The 17,843-nt window shown below is 59.1% G+C and carries 19 protein-coding genes; 11 read left to right on the top strand and 8 right to left on the bottom strand.

Features of this window, described 5'->3' with window-relative positions; genetic code table 11:
- Window positions 1-314: 314 nt before the first annotated feature.
- Window positions 315-2,912, top strand: a complete 2,598-nt coding sequence (gene acnB, locus C3F38_RS23525; RefSeq protein ID WP_033635927.1) for a bifunctional aconitate hydratase 2/2-methylisocitrate dehydratase — start codon at window positions 315-317, stop codon at window positions 2,910-2,912.
- Window positions 2,913-2,985: 73 nt separating this feature from the next.
- On the opposite strand, the gene C3F38_RS23520 is transcribed toward acnB, so the two are convergent.
- Window positions 2,986-3,243 carry a hypothetical protein gene (locus C3F38_RS23520; protein WP_223294896.1) on the bottom strand — a complete coding sequence of 86 codons (258 nt, stop codon included), beginning with the start codon at window positions 3,241-3,243 and terminating at the stop codon, window positions 2,986-2,988.
- Window positions 3,244-3,743: 500 nt separating this feature from the next.
- Between C3F38_RS23520 and yacL the strand changes: the two genes are divergently transcribed.
- Window positions 3,744-4,106, top strand: coding sequence for a protein YacL (gene yacL / locus C3F38_RS23515; protein ID WP_004937507.1), 363 nt, complete (start codon window positions 3,744-3,746; stop codon window positions 4,104-4,106).
- A gap of 32 nt (window positions 4,107-4,138) precedes the next feature.
- Here the strand turns inward: yacL and speD are convergent, their stop codons facing one another.
- From speD to C3F38_RS23500, 3 genes are all read right to left on the bottom strand, one after another.
- Window positions 4,139-4,933 carry an adenosylmethionine decarboxylase gene (gene speD / locus C3F38_RS23510; RefSeq protein WP_038872451.1) on the bottom strand — a complete coding sequence of 265 codons (795 nt, stop codon included), beginning with the start codon at window positions 4,931-4,933 and terminating at the stop codon, window positions 4,139-4,141.
- A 27-nt stretch (window positions 4,934-4,960) separates the two neighbouring features.
- On the bottom strand, window positions 4,961-5,824 hold the full coding sequence (gene speE / locus C3F38_RS23505; protein ID WP_049200099.1) for a polyamine aminopropyltransferase: 864 nt from the start codon (window positions 5,822-5,824) through the stop codon (window positions 4,961-4,963).
- 124 nt (window positions 5,825-5,948) lie between these two features.
- Window positions 5,949-6,296, bottom strand: coding sequence for a YacC family pilotin-like protein (locus C3F38_RS23500; protein ID WP_004937515.1), 348 nt, complete (start codon window positions 6,294-6,296; stop codon window positions 5,949-5,951).
- A 218-nt stretch (window positions 6,297-6,514) separates the two neighbouring features.
- Between C3F38_RS23500 and cueO the strand changes: the two genes are divergently transcribed.
- The 4 genes from cueO to hpt all read left to right on the top strand — a co-directional run bounded on the left by cueO (window position 6,515) and on the right by hpt (window position 9,371).
- Window positions 6,515-8,167, top strand: coding sequence for a multicopper oxidase CueO (gene cueO, locus C3F38_RS23495; RefSeq protein WP_055316108.1), 1,653 nt, complete (start codon window positions 6,515-6,517; stop codon window positions 8,165-8,167).
- A gap of 105 nt (window positions 8,168-8,272) precedes the next feature.
- Window positions 8,273-8,464, top strand: a complete 192-nt coding sequence (locus C3F38_RS23490) for a hypothetical protein (RefSeq protein WP_055316107.1) — start codon at window positions 8,273-8,275, stop codon at window positions 8,462-8,464.
- A 97-nt stretch (window positions 8,465-8,561) separates the two neighbouring features.
- Window positions 8,562-8,744, top strand: coding sequence for a type II toxin-antitoxin system RelE/ParE family toxin (locus C3F38_RS23485; protein WP_369916753.1), 183 nt, complete (start codon window positions 8,562-8,564; stop codon window positions 8,742-8,744).
- Window positions 8,745-8,834: 90 nt separating this feature from the next.
- Window positions 8,835-9,371: a hypoxanthine phosphoribosyltransferase gene (gene hpt, locus C3F38_RS23480; RefSeq protein ID WP_048234659.1), complete on the top strand. Its 537-nt coding sequence runs from the start codon at window positions 8,835-8,837 to the stop codon at window positions 9,369-9,371.
- Window positions 9,372-9,408: 37 nt separating this feature from the next.
- On the opposite strand, the gene can is transcribed toward hpt, so the two are convergent.
- Complete coding sequence (can, locus tag C3F38_RS23475; protein WP_038872439.1) at window positions 9,409-10,065, bottom strand: carbonate dehydratase; 657 nt, start codon at window positions 10,063-10,065, stop codon at window positions 9,409-9,411.
- Between the two features lie 210 nt (window positions 10,066-10,275).
- Here can and C3F38_RS23470 point away from each other — a divergent pair, with 210 nt between their 5' ends.
- The 3 genes from C3F38_RS23470 to C3F38_RS23460 all read left to right on the top strand — a co-directional run bounded on the left by C3F38_RS23470 (window position 10,276) and on the right by C3F38_RS23460 (window position 13,424).
- Window positions 10,276-11,199 carry an ABC transporter ATP-binding protein gene (locus tag C3F38_RS23470; protein ID WP_033644695.1) on the top strand — a complete coding sequence of 308 codons (924 nt, stop codon included), beginning with the start codon at window positions 10,276-10,278 and terminating at the stop codon, window positions 11,197-11,199.
- Entirely contained in the window at window positions 11,196-11,966 is a 771-nt protein-coding gene (locus C3F38_RS23465) for an ABC transporter permease (RefSeq protein ID WP_004937535.1), read from the top strand. The genes C3F38_RS23470 and C3F38_RS23465 overlap by 4 nt, the downstream gene beginning before the upstream one ends.
- 177 nt (window positions 11,967-12,143) lie before the next feature.
- Window positions 12,144-13,424 (top strand): polysaccharide deacetylase family protein, encoded by a 1,281-nt coding sequence (locus C3F38_RS23460; protein ID WP_038872431.1) that lies wholly within the window; start codon window positions 12,144-12,146, stop codon window positions 13,422-13,424.
- A gap of 34 nt (window positions 13,425-13,458) precedes the next feature.
- Here the strand turns inward: C3F38_RS23460 and panD are convergent, their stop codons facing one another.
- From panD to panB, 3 genes are all read right to left on the bottom strand, one after another.
- Window positions 13,459-13,839 carry an aspartate 1-decarboxylase gene (gene panD, locus C3F38_RS23455; RefSeq protein WP_004937544.1) on the bottom strand — a complete coding sequence of 127 codons (381 nt, stop codon included), beginning with the start codon at window positions 13,837-13,839 and terminating at the stop codon, window positions 13,459-13,461.
- A 145-nt stretch (window positions 13,840-13,984) separates the two neighbouring features.
- Window positions 13,985-14,839, bottom strand: a complete 855-nt coding sequence (gene panC, locus C3F38_RS23450; protein ID WP_038872428.1) for a pantoate--beta-alanine ligase — start codon at window positions 14,837-14,839, stop codon at window positions 13,985-13,987.
- 23 nt (window positions 14,840-14,862) lie between these two features.
- The gene (gene panB / locus C3F38_RS23445) at window positions 14,863-15,657 is read right to left on the bottom strand and encodes a 3-methyl-2-oxobutanoate hydroxymethyltransferase (RefSeq protein WP_004937548.1); all 795 of its coding nucleotides are present in this window, start codon (window positions 15,655-15,657) and stop codon (window positions 14,863-14,865) included.
- 166 nt (window positions 15,658-15,823) lie between these two features.
- On the opposite strand from panB, the gene qseB reads away from it, so the two are divergent.
- Both qseB and qseC read left to right on the top strand, forming a co-directional pair.
- Window positions 15,824-16,486 carry a quorum sensing response regulator transcription factor QseB gene (gene qseB / locus C3F38_RS23440; RefSeq protein WP_038872425.1) on the top strand — a complete coding sequence of 221 codons (663 nt, stop codon included), beginning with the start codon at window positions 15,824-15,826 and terminating at the stop codon, window positions 16,484-16,486.
- Window positions 16,483-17,841, top strand: coding sequence for a quorum sensing histidine kinase QseC (gene qseC, locus C3F38_RS23435; RefSeq protein ID WP_038872422.1), 1,359 nt, complete (start codon window positions 16,483-16,485; stop codon window positions 17,839-17,841). Before qseB ends, qseC begins: the two co-directional genes overlap by 4 nt.
- Window positions 17,842-17,843 lie beyond the last annotated feature (2 nt).

The raw sequence follows: 17,843 nt of genomic DNA, 5'->3' as shown, positions 1-17,843 counted from the left end.
TTGCTTTTATGTGAACGAATTAACAACCGTTTCAAATCCTGATATGCTGGCTGAGCGGAACCGGGCACTGTACCTTACAGTCCAGGACATCGACAGCAGTGCCCCGTCAGGATAGATGGCATCTATATCGCCGTGCGCTCTACCCATCAGTCTTTCATGCTGTAACGCTGTTTGACCGTGCTTGTTTGCCCCAATCACCGTTTCGGGGCCTTTACGGGCCGATCGCCTAGCCGCAGAGTGAAACCCCAAGGGTATAAACCCGGTTTGCATATACGCCAGGCACAATAAATGACAATGAGAGCGAGGAGAACGTCGTGCTAGAAGAATACCGTAAGCACGTAGCCGAGCGTGCTGCTGAGGGCATCGCCCCTAAGCCGCTAGACGCCACCCAAATGGCCGCGCTGGTCGAACTACTGAAGAATCCGCCAAAAGGCGAAGAAGAATTCCTGTTAGACCTGCTGATTAACCGTGTTCCACCGGGCGTCGATGAAGCCGCCTACGTCAAAGCAGGTTTCCTGGCGGCCATCGCCAAAGGCGAAGCGACATCCCCCCTGGTTACCCCCGAGAAAGCCATTGAACTGTTAGGCACCATGCAGGGCGGCTATAACATTCATCCGCTGATCGAAGCGCTGGACAACGAAACGCTGGCGCCCATCGCCGCGAAAGCGCTGTCCCACACGCTGCTGATGTTCGACAACTTCTACGACGTGGAAGAGAAGGCCAAGGCCGGTAACCCGCACGCCAAGCAGATCATGCAGTCCTGGGCCGATGCCGAATGGTACCTGTCACGCCCTGAGCTGGCGGAAAAGATCACCGTCACCGTGTTCAAAGTCACCGGCGAAACCAACACCGATGACCTTTCTCCGGCGCCGGACGCCTGGTCGCGCCCGGACATCCCGCTGCACGCGCTGGCGATGCTGAAAAACGAACGTGAAGGCATCGTGCCGGATCAGCCGGGCAGCGTCGGCCCGATCAAACAGATCGAGCTGCTGAACAAGAAAGGCTTCCCGCTGGCCTACGTCGGCGACGTGGTCGGCACCGGTTCTTCCCGTAAATCTGCCACCAACTCCGTGCTGTGGTTTATGGGCGACGACATCCCGCACGTGCCGAACAAGCGCGGCGGCGGCGTGGTGCTGGGCGGCAAGATTGCGCCTATCTTCTTCAACACCATGGAAGATGCCGGCGCCTTGCCAATCGAAGTGGACGTGTCCGAGCTGAACATGGGCGACGTGATCGACGTTTACCCGTACAAAGGTGAAGTACGCAACCACGAGACCGGCGCGCTGATCGCCAACTTCGAGCTGAAAACCGACGTGCTGCTGGATGAAGTGCGCGCCGGCGGCCGTATCCCGCTGATCATCGGCCGCGGCCTGACCACCAAGGCGCGCGAAGCGCTGGGTCTGCCGCACAGCGACGTGTTCCGTATCGCCAAGCCGGTTGCCGCCAGCAGCAAAGGCTTCTCGCTGGCGCAGAAAATGGTCGGCCGCGCCTGCGGCGTCGCCGGCATTCGCCCTGGCGAGTACTGCGAACCGAAGATGACCTCCGTCGGTTCTCAGGACACCACCGGCCCGATGACCCGCGATGAGCTGAAAGACCTGGCCTGCCTCGGCTTCTCCGCCGATCTGGTCATGCAGTCGTTCTGCCACACCGCCGCGTACCCGAAACCGGTCGACGTGACCACGCACCACACGCTGCCTGACTTCATCATGAACCGCGGCGGCGTCTCGCTGCGTCCGGGCGACGGCGTGATCCACTCCTGGTTGAACCGTATGCTGCTGCCTGACACCGTCGGCACCGGCGGCGATTCCCACACCCGCTTCCCGATCGGCATCTCCTTCCCGGCCGGTTCCGGCCTGGTGGCGTTTGCCGCCGCGACCGGCGTGATGCCGCTGGATATGCCTGAGTCGGTGCTGGTGCGCTTCAAAGGCAAAATGCAGCCGGGCATCACCCTGCGCGATCTGGTGCACGCCATCCCTTACTACGCGATCCAGCAAGGCTTGCTGACCGTCGAGAAGAAGGGCAAGAAAAACATCTTCTCCGGCCGTATTCTGGAGATCGAAGGCCTGCCGGACCTGAAGGTCGAGCAGGCGTTTGAGCTGACCGATGCGTCCGCCGAACGTTCCGCCGCCGGTTGTACCATCAAGCTGGACAAGGCGCCGATCGAAGAGTACCTGAACTCCAACATCGTGTTGCTGAAGTGGATGATCTCCGAAGGCTACGGCGATCGCCGTACGCTGGAGCGCCGTATTCAGGGCATGGAAAAATGGCTGGCGGATCCGCAGCTGCTGGAAGGCGATGCGGATGCGGAATACGCGGCGGTGATCGACATCGATCTGAACGAGATCAAAGAGCCGATCCTGTGCGCGCCGAACGATCCTGACGATGCACGCCTGCTGTCTGACGTGGCCAACAGCAAAATCGATGAAGTGTTCATCGGTTCTTGCATGACCAACATCGGCCACTTCCGCGCGGCCGGCAAGCTGCTGGATCAGCACAAGGGCCAGCTGCCAACCCGTCTGTGGGTGGCGCCGCCAACCAAGATGGACGCGGCTCAGCTGACCGAAGAAGGCTACTACAGCGTCTTCGGCAAGAGCGGGGCGCGTATCGAGATCCCGGGCTGCTCGCTGTGCATGGGCAACCAGGCGCGCGTGGCGGACGGTGCGACGGTGGTCTCCACCTCGACCCGTAACTTCCCGAACCGTCTGGGTACCGGTGCCAACGTCTATCTGGCGTCTGCTGAACTGGCTGCGGTTGCGTCCCTGCTGGGCCGCCTGCCGACGCCGGACGAGTACCAGACCTATATGGCGCAGGTCGACAAGACGGCGGCGGATACCTACCGCTATCTGAACTTTGACCAACTGGGGCAGTACACCGAAAAAGCCGACGGCGTGATCTTCCAGACCGCGGTTTAATTCAGCGTCAATCCCAAGCTGCGGGGCCCTTTCCAGGGCCCCGTTTTTTTATTTTACGTTCAAAGCCTGCCCGCTATTTTTTGAATATTTCTACGTGGATATCTTTGTGATCGCTCTCTTGCCCGGTGGCGGAGATGATGCGATAGAAGCAGTATTTCCCATCCAACCCGCTGAGTTCATTACATTTCTTATCAACCTCTGCGGAAATATATTTATGGCCGACGGTAGGCACGCCGGTCTGCTGAATGGAGAGATCGCCGAGTTTGGTGTAGCTGGCGGATTCTTCAAGGGTGATTTGTTTGGCGGCGAACGCCGATGCAGAGAACATCATGTTCAATGCGACAATGGAGGTTATGTATTTTATGGCACACATCCTGATCGTGGTGATAGGTATGAATAAGGTGAGAACACCACTGGCCGCTGGTGAACATAATTAGAGCTCCTTTATTTAAAAGCTAATCGATATTGAGGGGATGTCAATAAAGCCGCGTCGCGCCAGAAATAATTAACTTATTAATTTTAAAAGGAAATTATAATCCCGATAAAATCGTGACATACATCTCCACGGTATCTACATGATTCAAATAAATAACCTACGAGCGGCGGATTATCGGCAGACTTTTCGCATGGCGGGCATGCGCCGCGCGGCGACGAGGCACCGCTTCGCTTTCCTTAAGGGATCGCGACCGGCGTCTTCCCATCGCCGCCGCAAGCCGCTATATTGCGCGCCGCCAAGGTTTTATTTTGCCGAGTTGCCAACTTTGCGAGCGCTCACTGAGTTAGCAATCAATTTATGTTTACACTAAGAAAAAGGGCTCAGGAGGGCATGCTATGGATTACGAATTTCTGCGTGACGTTACCGGTCAGGTGATCGTCAGATTTTCGATGGGGCATGAAGCGATTGGCCACTGGATCAACGAAGAAGTCAAAGGCGATTTCAACCTGCTGGACCGCATAGAAGCCGGTGCGGCCGAGGTCAAAGGCAGCGAACGTCAATGGCAGCTGGAAGGCCATGAATATACGCTGTTGATGGATGGTGAAGAAGTGATGATCCGCGCCAATCAGCTGGAGTTCGAAGGCGATGAAATGGAAGAGGGGATGAACTACTACGACGAAGAAAGCCTCTCATTCTGCGGCGTTGAGGACTTCCTGCTGGTGTTGAAGGCCTATCGTTCTTTCATGCTGAAATACTAAGCATCAGGGCGCGGCGTGCCGCGCCCTTTCCATCACAGAGGCGGGATATTGCGGCCGTAATAGATTTCCTGCATCTCTTTCCATAACAGATCGGTGATCTGTTTGCGTTCGACGGCGCTCAGCGCTTCCGGTGCCGCGTTGAACAGGTAGTGCTTCAGATCGAAATCCTTCAGCAACATCTTGGTATGGAAGATATTTTCCTGGTAAACGTTCACGTCCATCATGTGGTACAGCGTCTTGATGTCTTCCGACATAAAGTTCTGGATCGAATTGATCTCATGATCGATGTAATGTTTCACGCCGTTCACGTCGCGGGTGAAACCGCGCACGCGGTAGTCCATGGTGACGATGTCGGATTCCAGCTGGTGAATTAAGTAGTTCAGCGCCTTGAGGGGCGAAATGACGCCGCAGGTCGAGACTTCGATATCGGCGCGAAAGGTGCACAGTCCGCCTTCCGGATGGCTTTCCGGGTAGGTGTGTACGCAGATGTGGCTCTTGTCCAGGTGCGCGACGACCGTGTTCGGCAGCGGGCCGGGGTGTTCCGACGTATCGACGTCTTTTGGATCGATCGGCTCTTCGCTGACCAGGATGGTGACGCTGGCGCCCTGCGGCTCGTAGTCCTGACGCGCGATGTTCAGAATATTGGCGCCGATGATTGAGCAGGTCTCGCTCAGGATCTCGGTCAGCCGATTGGCATTATATTGTTCGTCAATGTAGGCGATATAGCCGTCGCGATCGTCCGCAGTCTTGGCGTAACAAATATCGTAAATACAAAAACTCAGGCTCTTGGTCAGGTTATTGAAGCCGTGTAGTTTTAGCTTATGCAATTTGGGCCACCTCCTTTATCTTCTCGCTTAACGTGTTACGTTCAGGGCATTGAGCAAATATTGCGGCAGGGCAAAGCTGCCGACGTGAATTGCCGGGTTGTAATAACGGCAGTGTAGGCCGCTTTGGTTAAAGCGCTGTTGCAGAGTAGGCAGATCGATCTGGCGCAGCGCCGGGTTCTGGCTTGCCCAAGCAAAGGTCATGATGCCGCCGTAATAGGTCGGGATCGCTGCCTGATAGAAGCTGACGTCGCTAAAGTAGCCGCTCAGTTTGGCGTGGCTGTTGACCGCTTCGTCCTGCTGCAGGAAACAGACGCCGTTTTGCGCGACGAAAATACCGCCCTCATTCAGGCAGCGGGCGCAGCCTTCATAAAACGCTGAGGTGAACAGGCTTTCACCGGGGCCGATCGGATCGGTGCAGTCGGAGATGATCACATCGAAGGTTTCGTCGGTTTGGTTCACGAAGTTGACGCCGTCGTCGATCACCAGCTTGAAGCGCGGATCGTCATAGGCGCCGGCGCTGTGGTTGGGCAGGTATTGGCGGCAGAACTCGACGACGCCGGCGTCGATTTCGACCATGGTGATCTGTTCCACGCCAGGATGCCGGCTGACTTCGCGCAGCATACCGCCGTCGCCGCCGCCGATGATCAGCACTTTCTTCGCCGCGCCGTGCGCCAGCAGCGGCACGTGAGTCAGCATTTCGTGATAGATGAACTCGTCACGCTCGGTGGTTTGCACCACGCCGTCGAGCGCCATCACGCGCCCCAGCACCGGGTTCTCGAAGATCACCAGATCCTGATGATCGGTCTTCTCGCGGTACAGCACCTTCTCTACCGAGAAGTACTGGCCGAAGCCCGTATGCAGCGTTTCGTACCAAATTTCTTTCTGGGTCATGTGCGGGAAACTCCGTAATAACAGCCATGAAAAATCGGCGCAACATCATAGCTAACTCTGCCTGGCGATGCACGGTTGAATTTCAGACAGAGAGAGCGTTAGGCGGGCGGGAGAAGGGGGGAAATTAGTTGGCGTAGGCCAGCAGGCTCAAAGAGTCGCGCGCCAGCGATTTGCATTTTTTAGGCGTTGGAATGGCGATGCCGCTGAGATCGCGGTAGCTGTCTTCGCCCAACGCCTTCATATTGAAGCTGTTGTAGTTGCTCAAATCCCAGCGGTTTTGTTGCGCGAAATAGACGATGGCGCGTTTGATTTGCGCATTTGGCAAATCGTTGTAGCCGCAATCATTTTTCAAATAAATAAATACCGCCGTCAGATCGGCCAGATCTTCCGCCTCGGATTCATTCAGCGCCAGACTGGCGTTGGAGAAGCCCAGCATCGCCAGCAACAGCATCGATAACGTTGTTTTTTTCATCATGAAATAGGCCTGTTTGTCGTTTGCAGACGTTACCACACTTGCCTGTAAAGGCACCAAATTTTATTGCCGCTGGGCGCGGCCTCGCGTTCGTCAATGGCGCTCTCTTGATTGTGAGGCATAGCTTAAAATACCGCCAGGAAAGGCTTGACCTTCCGCCAGGGGGAAGGTTTAGGCTGGCGGCATTGAGTTATGTCACTGAGAAAAGGGAGTCAGCGATGTTACGCCGTGATTTTATTAAATTAACCGCCGCGCTGGGCGCCGCGAGCGCATTGCCGTTATGGAGCCGGACCGCCTGGGCGGCCGATCGGCCGGCCCTGCCGGTACCGCCGCTGTTGATGCCGGACGCGCAGGGAAAGATTGCGCTGGCGCTGCAGGCGGGGGAAACCCGCTGGTTGCCCGGCGCCGCCACCAAAACCTGGGGATTCAACGGCGCGCTGCTCGGGCCGGCGGTGAAACTGCAGCGTGGCCAGCCGGTAACGGTTGATATCAAAAACAGCCTGGCGGAGGCCAGCACCGTCCACTGGCACGGCCTGGAGATTCCCGGTGACGTCGATGGTGGCCCGCAGGCATTGATTCATCCCGGCGCGACGCGCACGGTGAATTTCACCGTCGATCAACCGGCGGCCACCTGCTGGTTCCACCCGCATACGCACGGTAAAACCGGCAGCCAGGTCATGATGGGGCTGGCGGGGCTGGTGCTGCTGGAAGACGAAGAGAGCGCCAAACTGCCGCTGCCGAAAACCTGGGGACAGGATGATATTCCGGTGATCCTGCAGGATAAGCGGCTGGGCAAAGACGCGCAGATCGAATACCGCCTGGACGTGATGAGTGCGGCGGTGGGCTGGTTTGGCGACCGCATGTTCACCAACGGTGCGCAGTATCCACAACATCTGGCGCCGCGCGGTTGGCTGCGCCTGCGTTTCCTCAACGGCTGCAACGCCCGCTCGCTGAATCTGGCGGCCAGTGACAACCGTCCGCTGTATGTCATCGCCAGCGATGGCGGTTTCCTGGCGGAGCCGGTGAAACTGACCGAGCTGCCGATGCTGATGGGCGAACGCTTTGAAGTGCTGGTCGATGCCTCGGATGGGAAAGCGTTCGATATCGTGACGCTGCCGGTGAAGCAGATGGGCATGACGCTGGCGCCGTTCGATCAAACGCTACCGGTGTTGCGCATTCAGCCGTCGCTGGCGCAGGGCATCAAAACCATGCCGGACAGCCTGGTGAAGCTGCCGACGTTGCCTGCCACCACCGGCATCCAGGAGCGTTGGCTGCAGCTGATGATGGATCCGCAGCTGGATATGCTCGGAATGCAGGCGCTGATGGATCGCTATGGTCACCAGGCGATGGCCGGCATGAGCATGAATCATGGCGCGACGGGTGGCGCAGATATGAAAGGCATGGAGAAGGGCGGCATGCAGGGCATGGACCATGGCAACATGGGCAACATGAAGGGCATGGATCATGGCAATATGGCCGGGATGGAGCATGGTGGCGCGCAGGGCAAAGCCAAACCGTTCGATTTCAGCCACGGCAACATGATCAACGGCAAGGCCTTCGATATGACCAAGCCGATGTTCGCCACCAAACGGGGCCAGTATGAAAAGTGGACCATTTCCGGCGAGGGCGACATGATGTTGCACCCGTTCCACATTCACGGCACCCAGTTCCGCATCTTGTCGGAAAACGGCAAACCGCCGGCGGCGCATCGCAGCGGCTGGAAGGACACGGTGCGCGTCGAAGGGTGGCGCAGTGAAGTGCTGGTGCGTTTTGACCATCCGGCCAGCAGCGAACATGCGTACATGGCCCACTGCCACCTGTTGGAACATGAAGATACCGGCATGATGATGGGCTTCACCGTCGCCGATTGATGGCGGCCCGGTGCTCAAGCGGTGGCGCGCTCGCGTCGCCATCGCTTGGTTCAATGAAAGGAAGCCGTTATGCTGATTAAAATATAAGCTGCCGAGGAGTGCGTCATGCCGACAAAATTGGATCCCATCGTTTCTGAGTTTGAGACTCAAGAGCAGGCTGATAGCTACGATCGTTGGTTCAGAAGCACCGCGGAATCTTCCATCAATAGCGACTCCCCCCGTATTCCCCATGACGAAGTCATGGCCGGCGCTCGTCTCATTATCGAGCAGGCGAAAGCCAAAAGAAAATCGGCCTGACCCTTATGTTAACCGTCAAATGGACTGACGAAGCAAAAACGGGTTATATACGCCGCTGGCTTTTATCGCTGAGCGAAATCCACTTGCCGCTGAGGCTTTGTTGCAACGCATTGAAGAGTCGGTTATCCCGTTAGCGGAACATCCTTATCTATTCAGGCCAGGCAGGGTGAACGGGACTCGTGAAATGGTTGTTCATCCTAATTACATTGTGGTTTACCGCGTGCTGGCTGCACATATTGAAATAGTGAGTGTCCTGCACGCTCGTCAGGAATACCCTTAATAAAGAAAACTCCCCTGTCCGGGAGAGAGGCAAGTCGTAACGGCCTATGTTAAACTCTGCGCCTTTCTTCCGGCAACTGACCTGAATACTATGAAACACACTGTAGACGTAATGATTTCCGAGCAGGAAGTTAAGACCCGTATCGCCGAACTTGGCCGCCAGATCACCGAACATTACCGCGACAGCGGCAGCGACATGGTGCTGGTCGGGCTGCTGCGCGGCTCCTTCATGTTCATGGCCGATCTCTGCCGCGCGATCGACGTGCCGCACGAAGTCGACTTTATGACGGCCTCCAGCTACGGCAGCGGCATGTCCACCACCCGCGACGTAAAGATCCTCAAGGATCTGGACGAAGACATTCGCGGCAAAGACGTGCTGATCGTGGAAGACATCATCGATTCCGGCAACACGCTGAACAAAGTGCGCGAGATTTTGGCGCTGCGCGGGCCGAAATCGCTGGCGATTTGCACCTTGCTGGACAAGCCTGAGCGCCGTGAAGTACAGGTGCCGGTCGAATATGTCGGCTTCTCGATCCCGGATGAGTTCGTGGTGGGGTATGGCATCGACTACGCTCAGCGCTACCGTCACCTGCCGTACGTCGGTAAAGTGGTGCTGCTGGACGAGTAATTGATGTGGGGCGCGGCCAGCCGCGCCCGCGGCGGGATTATACGCCCTTATCCTGCTTCAGTTTGGCTATCGCTTTGCGGTAGCCCATCTCCAGGCTCTCGCGGCTGGTCGCCAGCACTTCCATATCGCGCAGGCGGCCGTCCTGAATGCCGTAGACCCAACCGTGGATCATCACCTTCTGGCCGCGCTTCCAGGCGGACTGCATGATGGTGGAGTGGCCCAGGTTGTACACCTGCTCAATGACGTTGATCTTGCACAGCATGTCGAAACGCTGCTCCGGCGGCAGTTCGCCCAGCAGCGAGCTGTGCTTGTACCACAGGTCGCGAATGTGCAGCAGCCAGTTGTCGATCAACCCCAGCTCCGGGTTTTCCACCGCCGCCTGCACGCCGCCGCAGCCCAGGTGGCCGCAGATGATGATGTGTTCGACTTCCAGCACATCTACCGCATACTGCACCACCGACAGGCAGTTAAGATCGGTATGGATAACGAGGTTCGCCACGTTGCGATGGACGAACAGTTCACCCGGCTCGAGGCCGGTCAGGCGTTCGGCGGGAACGCGGCTGTCAGAGCAACCAATCCATAAGAAACGGGGCTTTTGCGCCTGGGCTAAACGTTCAAAAAATTCCGGGTCTTCCTGACTGATATTGGCCGACCAGGCATGGTTGTTGGCGATAAGCTCTTCGATTTCTTTCATGGAGGTTATTGACTCGTAACGAACAGATTGCGTTGGGGTAATATAGGGTAAGCGTCACAATTTGGAAATCGGAACAGTGGTGCAACCTCATTTTCCGCACGGATTCGACTCAGTGGAAACGTCGCCGATGCTAGGATTATCGTTATTGTTTCAAGCCTCGCAGACAGGGGCGCGGCGGCATACTCATCGTCATAAGGTACTATTTTACATATGAATTATGCACTGGAATTAGCGCAGCTGACCAAGACTTACGCCGGTGGCGTCAAGGCGCTGCGCGGCATCGACCTGAGCGTCGAGGCGGGGGACTTTTATGCCCTTTTGGGGCCAAACGGCGCCGGTAAATCCACCACCATCGGCATCATCAGCTCGCTGGTGAACAAAACCGCCGGCAGCGTGCGGGTGTTCGGTTACGACATCGATAAAGACATCGTCAACGCCAAGCGCCAGCTCGGCCTGGTGCCGCAGGAGTTCAACTTCAACCCGTTCGAGACCGTGTTGCAGATCGTGGTGAACCAGGCGGGTTACTACGGCGTCACGCGGCGTGAAGCGATGGCGCGCGCCGAAAAATACCTCAACCAGCTGGATCTGTGGGGCAAGCGCAACGAGCGCGCCCGCATGCTGTCCGGCGGCATGAAGCGCCGCCTGATGATCGCCCGCGCGTTGATGCATCAGCCGAAGCTGCTGATCCTCGATGAGCCGACCGCCGGGGTGGATATCGAGCTGCGCCGTTCGATGTGGGGCTTCCTGAAAGAGCTGAATGCCCAGGGTACCACCATTATCCTTACCACCCACTATCTGGAAGAGGCGGAGATGCTGTGCCGCAACATCGGTATCATCCAGAACGGGGAGCTGGTGGAAAACACCTCGATGAAGGGGCTGCTGGCCAAGCTGAAGTCGGAAACCTTTATCCTCGATCTGGCGGCGAAGAGCCCGCTGCCGAAGCTGGACGGTTACCGCAGCCGCCTGACGGATACCTCCACGCTGGAAGTGGAGGTGATGCGCGAGCAGGGGCTGAACGGCTTATTCGCCCAGCTGAGCGCGCAGGGCGTGCAGGTGCTGAGCATGCGCAATAAGGCGAACCGCCTGGAAGAGCTGTTTGTCACCCTGGTTAACGGCAATGGAGAAAAAGCATGACGCGTTTGTATTGGGTGGCCTTACAGAGCATCTGGGCCAAAGAGGTGAACCGCTTCGCGCGCATCTGGATCCAGACCCTGGTGCCGCCGGTGATCACCATGACGCTGTACTTCATCATCTTCGGTAATCTGATCGGCTCGCGCATCGGCGATATGCACGGCTTCAGCTACATGCAGTTCATCGTGCCCGGCCTGATCATGATGGCGGTGATCACCAACTCTTACGCCAACGTCGCTTCGTCGTTCTTCAGCGCCAAGTTCCAGCGCAACATTGAAGAACTGCTGGTGGCGCCGGTGCCGACCCATGTGGTGATCGCCGGCTATGTCGGCGGCGGCGTGGCGCGCGGCATCTGCGTCGGCGTGCTGGTGACCATCATCTCGCTGTTCTTCGTACCGCTGCAGGTACACGCCTGGTGGGTGATTGCGCTGACGCTGTTGTTGACGGCGATCCTGTTCTCGCTGGCGGGGCTGATCAACGCGGTGTTCGCCACCACCTTCGACGACATCAGCCTGATCCCGACCTTCGTCCTGACGCCGCTGACCTACCTGGGCGGGGTGTTTTACTCGCTGTCGCTGCTGCCGCCATTCTGGCAGGCGGTGTCCAAGCTGAATCCCATCGTCTATATGATCAGCGGGTTCCGCTACGGTTTCCTCGGCATCAACGATGTGCCGCTGGCGTTCACCATGGCGGTGCTGGTGGCGTTTATCGCGGTGTTCTACCTGCTGTCCTGGTACCTGATCGAGCGCGGCCGCGGCCTGCGCAGCTGATCGTATCGCGCCCCCGCTTTCCCGGCGGGGGCACTTTTCTTGATTTGGCGCAGGCGGCACGTAAATCAATAGAATTGCTCAGATAACCGCTAGTTCCCCGCTGTTCAAATCGTGCTATGCTGGCGCTCCACATTTCCTTCACTTTTGTCATTACGCACTCGTAAGCAGAACATCATCATGCGGCCTCAATACAAGTTAGCGGCTGGGTTACTCGGCATTCTGATGTCGTTGGTTTCCCCTGTGAGCCTGGCGAATCTGCTGTCGGAAGACAGCGCGGTTAAATCTGAATACATGGAAGCGCAGCGCGACAGCGAAGTCTATGCGTTGGTAGGCGAGCATGTGATCCCGGTCGGGGAAGTGAAGCGCGGGCAGCTGATCCAGGTGTTCCCGGCGGATGCGGAATACTACGAATTCAAATTCGGGCACGGTACCGGCTTTATCGATAAAGACGACGTGCGTGAGCTGAAGAAGTCGCGCAAGGTGCAAGACGATCTGGGCGAGCTGAACAAACCGCTGACCAACCAGAACCTGATCACCCAAAAAACGATCGACGTTTACACCGCGGCGGACAAGGACAGCGAGGTCTTCGGCACGCTGGAAGGCAACCTGCGCTACCCGATCATCGGCAAACTGAAGGACCGGTTGAACAACACCTGGTACGAGGTCAACATCGGCGATCGGCTGGGGTTCGTCAGTGAGTTGGACTGCGAGATCGATAACGGCATCCCGGTGCTGACTTACCACCACCTGCTGAAAAACGAAGAGAACAAACGCTTCCGCCACACCTCGACTACCACCTCTGACGTGGCGTTCAGCAACCAGATGACCTACCTGAAACAGGCGGGTTACGACACCATTTCGCTGTACCAGCTGGAAGCCTACCTGAAGAACCAGATCAACCTGCCGGGCAAGGCGATCGTGCTGACCTTCGACGACGGGCTGAAGTCGGTTTATCGCTACGCTTATCCGGTGCTGAAGGATTACGGTTTCCGCGCGACGGCGTTCATCATCTCTTCGCGCATCAAGCGCCACCCGCAGAAATGGAACCCGGACTCGCTGCAGTTTATGAGCGTCTCGGAGCTGAAGCAGATTCAGGACGTGTTCGACGTGCAGTCGCACACCCACTTCCTGCACCGCACCGACGGCAACCGCCAGCCGATTTTGCTAAGCCGTTCGCTGCACAATATCGAGTTCGATTTTGAGCGCTCGCGCCGCGCGCTGTCGCAGTTCAACCCGCACGTGCTGTATCTGTCCTACCCGTTCGGCGGCTATAACCAGCGGGCGATCCAGGCGGCGCAGGATGCCGGTTTCCATCTGGCGGTGACCACGGTGCAGGGCAAGGTGAAACCGGGGGATAACCCCTATACGCTGAAGCGGCTGTATATTCTGCGCACCGACTCGATCCAGACCATGGCGGATCGAGTAGCCAACAAGCCGGGCACGGTGGTGGTGCAGTAAGGGAGAACGGGCGCGCAAGGCGCCCGTTTTAGCGTCAGGCGACCTGAACCGGCACGGCTTTCGCCTTGCGCTGCAGGTTATTGTCACCTTCGAAATAGGCGACTTTCGGATGGTGTTGGCGGGCGTCGGCGTCGGTCATTTGCACATAGGAGCAGATGATCAGCTTGTCGCCCACGCAGGCGCAGCGCGCGGCGGCGCCGTTGACCGAAATGATGCGCGAACCGCGCTCGGCGGCGATGGCGTAGGTGGAGAAGCGCTGGCCGTTATCCACGTTGTAAATATCGATCGCTTCATATTCCAGAATGCCGGCGGCCTCCAGGAAATCCTGGTCGATGGCGCAGGACCCTTCATAGTGCAAGTCAGCCTGAGTGACTTTGACGCGATGCAGCTTGCCTTGCAGCATAGTACGTATCATAGCTTTACCTAACTGAATATCGGCCTTCACAGGCGCTGGGGTTGAACATCTCTCCTGCATCCCTGCAATCTCTATCGTCACCGATTGCCCCGCCGTTGTCTACCAATGGTCTGGGTTTCAGGGTGACGACAGTATAAAAAATGGCTTACAGCGTCAGGTCGACCTGCTGATTGTCGATAAGACGTGCCTTGCCCAGCCAGGCGGCCATCAGCACCACCGCCCGCTGGCTGTCCACCGTCAGCGGCTGCAGGCTGTCGGCGTCGCGAATAAACAGCTCATCCGGCGTAAAGCCGGCGGCGCGCAGCTGCTCGGCGGTCTGCTCCAGAAGCTCTTCGACATGGCGTTCGCCATTGGCCAACTGCTGCGCCAGCGCGTTCATGATCTTGCTCAGCTGCGGAGCGACCTTGCGCTCTTCGGCGGTCAGGTAGCCGTTGCGCGAGCTGAGGGCCAGGCCGTCTTTGGCGCGCACGGTCGGCACGCCGACGATGTCGATGTCGTAACCCATGTCCGCCACCATTTTGCGGATCAGCGCCAGCTGTTGGTAATCCTTTTCGCCGAAGCAGGCTAAATCAGGCTGCACCAGGTTGAACAGCTTGCTGACGATGGTGGAAACGCCGCGGAAGTGGCCCGGCCGGCTTGCGCCTTCCAGGATGCTGGAGATGCCCGGCACGTCGACGTAAGTCTGCTGCTCCAGCCCCTGCGGATAGACCGCGGCCGGAGCCGGCGCGAACACCAGGTCGACGCTGCGGCGGGTCAGCTTCTCGCTGTCTTCCTGCAGCGTGCGCGGGTAGCGCGCCAGATCGTCCGGCCGATCGAACTGCATCGGGTTGACGAAGATGCTCACCACCACCACGTCGGCGCGGGCGCGCGCTTCATCGACCAGCGTCATATGGCCGTCGTGCAGGTTGCCCATGGTCGGCACCAGCGCGATGCGTTTGCCTTCCTGGCGCCAGCGGCGGATCTGTTGACGCAGCATCGGCAGGGTTTCGATAATAATCATTGGGTGACTCCTGGAACCATCGCTTAGTTAAAAGAGTGTTCAGCCGCCGGGTAGAGGCCTTGCTCCACTTCCTGAATGTAGTGCTGCACTGCCGTGCGGATATCGCCGCTCTGCGCCAGGAAGTTCTTGGCGAACTTCGGCGTATGGCCGCCGGTGATGCCGAAGGCGTCGTGCATCACCAGGATCTGGCCGTCGGTGCCGTTGCCGGCGCCGATGCCGATGACCGGAATGGACAACGCTTCGGTGATCTGGCGCGCCAGCTCGGTCGGCACGCATTCCAGCACCAGCAGCTGAATGCCGGCCAGTTCCAGATTCTGCGCGTCCTGCAACAGCTGTTTGGCGGCCAGTTCGTCACGTCCTTGTACCTTATAGCCGCCGAACACGTTGACCGACTGCGGCGTCAGGCCCAGGTGGCCGCACACCGGCACTGCGCGCTCGGCGAGCATTTTCACCGTGTCGCACAGCCAGCTGCCGCCTTCCAGTTTCACCATGTTGGCGCCGGCGCGCATCAGCTCGGCGGCGTTGGCGAAGGTCTGTTCCGGGGTGGCGTAACTCATGAACGGCAGATCGGCCAACAGCAGGCAGGCCGGCGCGCCGCGGCGCACGGCGCGAGTGTGGTAGGCCACGTCGGCGACGGTGACCGGCAGCGTGGAGTCGTGGCCCTGCAGCGTCATGCCCAGCGAATCGCCCACCAACAGGACTTTGATGCCTTGCTCTTCAAACAGTTTGGCAAAGCTGGCATCGTAGGCGGTAAGGGTAGCAAACTTGCGCTGCTCCTGTTTCCACTGGCGCAAGTGGGTCACGGTGGTGGGTTTCATCACAACGTCTCCTGAAACGGGCCGTGCGGCTTACGCAGGCCCAGGCTGCAAAAAAGTGCAGCCATTCTACTGTAACCCGATCGGGGTGGGTAGCGCGGATCGCCATGCTTAAGCGGTTCTTAAGAACCTTGTGGTGCAATGGCGCCAAGACTCAAAAGGGATACTCATGCGAATCTTGCTGATCGAAGATGACAAACTGATCGGGGACGGCATCAAGGCCGGGCTGACCAAACTCGGCTTCAATCTGGACTGGTTCACCGACGGCGTCGTCGGCAAAAATGCGCTGGACAGTGCGCCGTACGACGCGGTGATCCTCGATCTCAGCCTGCCGGGCCTCGACGGTCTGGATCTGCTGCGCCAGTGGCGCCAGGCCGGGCAAGACGTGCCGGTCCTGATCCTCACCGCCCGCGACGCGCTGGAGCAGCGAGTCAGCGGGCTGCAAAGCGGCGCCGACGATTATCTGTGCAAGCCGTTCGCGCTGGCCGAAGTGGCGGCGCGCCTGCAGGCGCTGATCCGCCGTCGCCACGGCCAACTGATGCCGCAGCTGACGCACGGCAACGTGGTGTTCGACAGCGCCACCCGCAGCGTGAGCTGCAACGGCGAGCCGGTGACGCTGACGCCGCGCGAATTGGCGGTGCTGGAACTGTTTCTGCACAACAAGGGGCGGGTGCTGGCGCGGCCGTTGATTCAGGAGAAGCTGTACAACTGGGATGACGAGGTGAGCAGCAACGCGGTGGAGGTACATATTCACCACCTGCGGCGCAAGCTGGGCAACGGCTTCATCCGTACCATCCACGGCGTGGGTTACACGCTGGGGGATGCGCCGTGAAGCGTCTCAGCCTGCGGCTGCGCCTGATCCTGATCTTCAGCCTGCTGGCGCTGCTGACCTGGAGCACCGCCAGCGTGGTGGCCTGGGTGATGTCGCGCAACACCATCAACGAAGTGTTCGACACCCAACAGATGCTGTTCGCCAAACGGCTGGCGACCGCCAACCTCGGCGATCTGCTGGCCGATGAAAGTGCGCGCAGCCTGCCGAAAACCAAGAAGCTGGTGCATCACGGCAAGCGCGGCGAGCAGGACGACGACGCGCTGGCGTTCGCCATCTTCGATCGCCAAGGCAAGATGCTGCTCAACGACGGCGAGAACGGTGCCGACTTCCTGTTTGACGGGGAGCGTGAAGGTTTTACCGACGGCGAGCGCAAAGGCGATGACGACAGTTGGCGCCTGGTATGGTTGACCAGCCCGGACGGGCGCTACCGCATCGTGGTCGGCCAGGAGTGGGATTACCGGCGCGATATGGCGCTGGGCATGGTGACCGGCCAACTGGTGCCCTGGCTGGCGACGCTGCCGGTGCTGATGCTGCTGATCGCGCTGATGGTCGGGCGCGAGCTGCGGCCGCTGCGCACTGTGGCGGCCGGTTTGCGCCGGCGCGCACCCGATGACGCGACGCCGCTGGACGCGCGCCAGGTGCCGACCGAGGTGCGCCCGCTGGTGGATGCGCTCAATGCGCTGTTCGCCCGCATCAACGCTCTGCTGGTGCGGGAGCGGCGCTTCACCTCCGATGCCGCGCACGAGTTGCGCAGCCCGCTGGCGGCGCTGCGGGTGCAGACCGAAGTGGTGCAACTGGCGGGGGACGATGCGCCGATGCGCGAGCACGCGCTGGACAATCTGACGCTCGGCATCGATCGCGCGACCCGACTGGTGGATCAGCTGCTGACGCTGTCGCGGCTGGATTCGCTGTCCGATCTGGCCGAACTGGCGCCGATCGACTGGAACGATCTGGTGACGATGACCCTGGCGGAGCAGGATCGGCAGGCCCATGCGGCGGGCGTGACGCTACGCTATGAACATCGGGGAACGCCGCCGCCGCGTCAGGGGGAAACCTTGCTGCTGTCGCTGCTATTGCGCAACCTGCTGGATAACGCGGTGCGCTACACCCCGCAGGGCGGCGTCGTCACCGTGACGCTGAGCGAACGCTCGCTGACGGTGGAGGACGACGGTCCGGGGGTCACCACGGAACATCTGGCGCGGCTCGGAGAACGCTTCTATCGCCCGCCGGGACAGGAGCAAACCGGCAGCGGGCTGGGGCTCTCGATCGTACAGCGTATCGCCGGCTTGCATGGTCTACAGGTCAGTTTCGCCAATCGCCCGGCGGGCGGGTTTGTTGCGCGGTTGGCGCTGTAGGA

Origin of the sequence: Serratia sp. SSNIH1, assembly GCF_002935055.1 — a bacterium.
Taxonomy (GTDB): domain Bacteria; phylum Pseudomonadota; class Gammaproteobacteria; order Enterobacterales; family Enterobacteriaceae; genus Serratia; species Serratia nevei.
The sequence above is the reverse complement of the archived record's forward strand: the minus strand, read 5'-3'. Positions and strand labels throughout refer to the sequence as shown.

Bases quoted from the DNA above. Each gene is read 5' to 3' on its own strand.
- panD (WP_004937544.1), bottom strand. From the start codon at position 13,839: ATGATACGTACTATGCTGCAAGGCAAGCTGCATCGCGTCAAAGTCACT.
- C3F38_RS23460 (WP_038872431.1), top strand. From the start codon at position 12,144: ATGCGGCCTCAATACAAGTTAGCGGCTGGGTTACTCGGCATTCTGATG.
- qseB (WP_038872425.1), top strand. From the start codon at position 15,824: ATGCGAATCTTGCTGATCGAAGATGACAAACTGATCGGGGACGGCATC.
- panB (WP_004937548.1), bottom strand. From the start codon at position 15,657: ATGAAACCCACCACCGTGACCCACTTGCGCCAGTGGAAACAGGAGCAG.
- C3F38_RS23490 (WP_055316107.1), top strand. From the start codon at position 8,273: ATGCCGACAAAATTGGATCCCATCGTTTCTGAGTTTGAGACTCAAGAG.
- panC (WP_038872428.1), bottom strand. From the start codon at position 14,839: ATGATTATTATCGAAACCCTGCCGATGCTGCGTCAACAGATCCGCCGC.
- speE (WP_049200099.1), bottom strand. From the start codon at position 5,824: ATGACCCAGAAAGAAATTTGGTACGAAACGCTGCATACGGGCTTCGGC.
- C3F38_RS23465 (WP_004937535.1), top strand. From the start codon at position 11,196: ATGACGCGTTTGTATTGGGTGGCCTTACAGAGCATCTGGGCCAAAGAG.
- C3F38_RS23520 (WP_223294896.1), bottom strand. From the start codon at position 3,243: ATGATGTTCTCTGCATCGGCGTTCGCCGCCAAACAAATCACCCTTGAA.
- can (WP_038872439.1), bottom strand. From the start codon at position 10,065: ATGAAAGAAATCGAAGAGCTTATCGCCAACAACCATGCCTGGTCGGCC.
- C3F38_RS23470 (WP_033644695.1), top strand. From the start codon at position 10,276: ATGAATTATGCACTGGAATTAGCGCAGCTGACCAAGACTTACGCCGGT.
- C3F38_RS23500 (WP_004937515.1), bottom strand. From the start codon at position 6,296: ATGAAAAAAACAACGTTATCGATGCTGTTGCTGGCGATGCTGGGCTTC.
- cueO (WP_055316108.1), top strand. From the start codon at position 6,515: ATGTTACGCCGTGATTTTATTAAATTAACCGCCGCGCTGGGCGCCGCG.
- hpt (WP_048234659.1), top strand. From the start codon at position 8,835: ATGAAACACACTGTAGACGTAATGATTTCCGAGCAGGAAGTTAAGACC.
- yacL (WP_004937507.1), top strand. From the start codon at position 3,744: ATGGATTACGAATTTCTGCGTGACGTTACCGGTCAGGTGATCGTCAGA.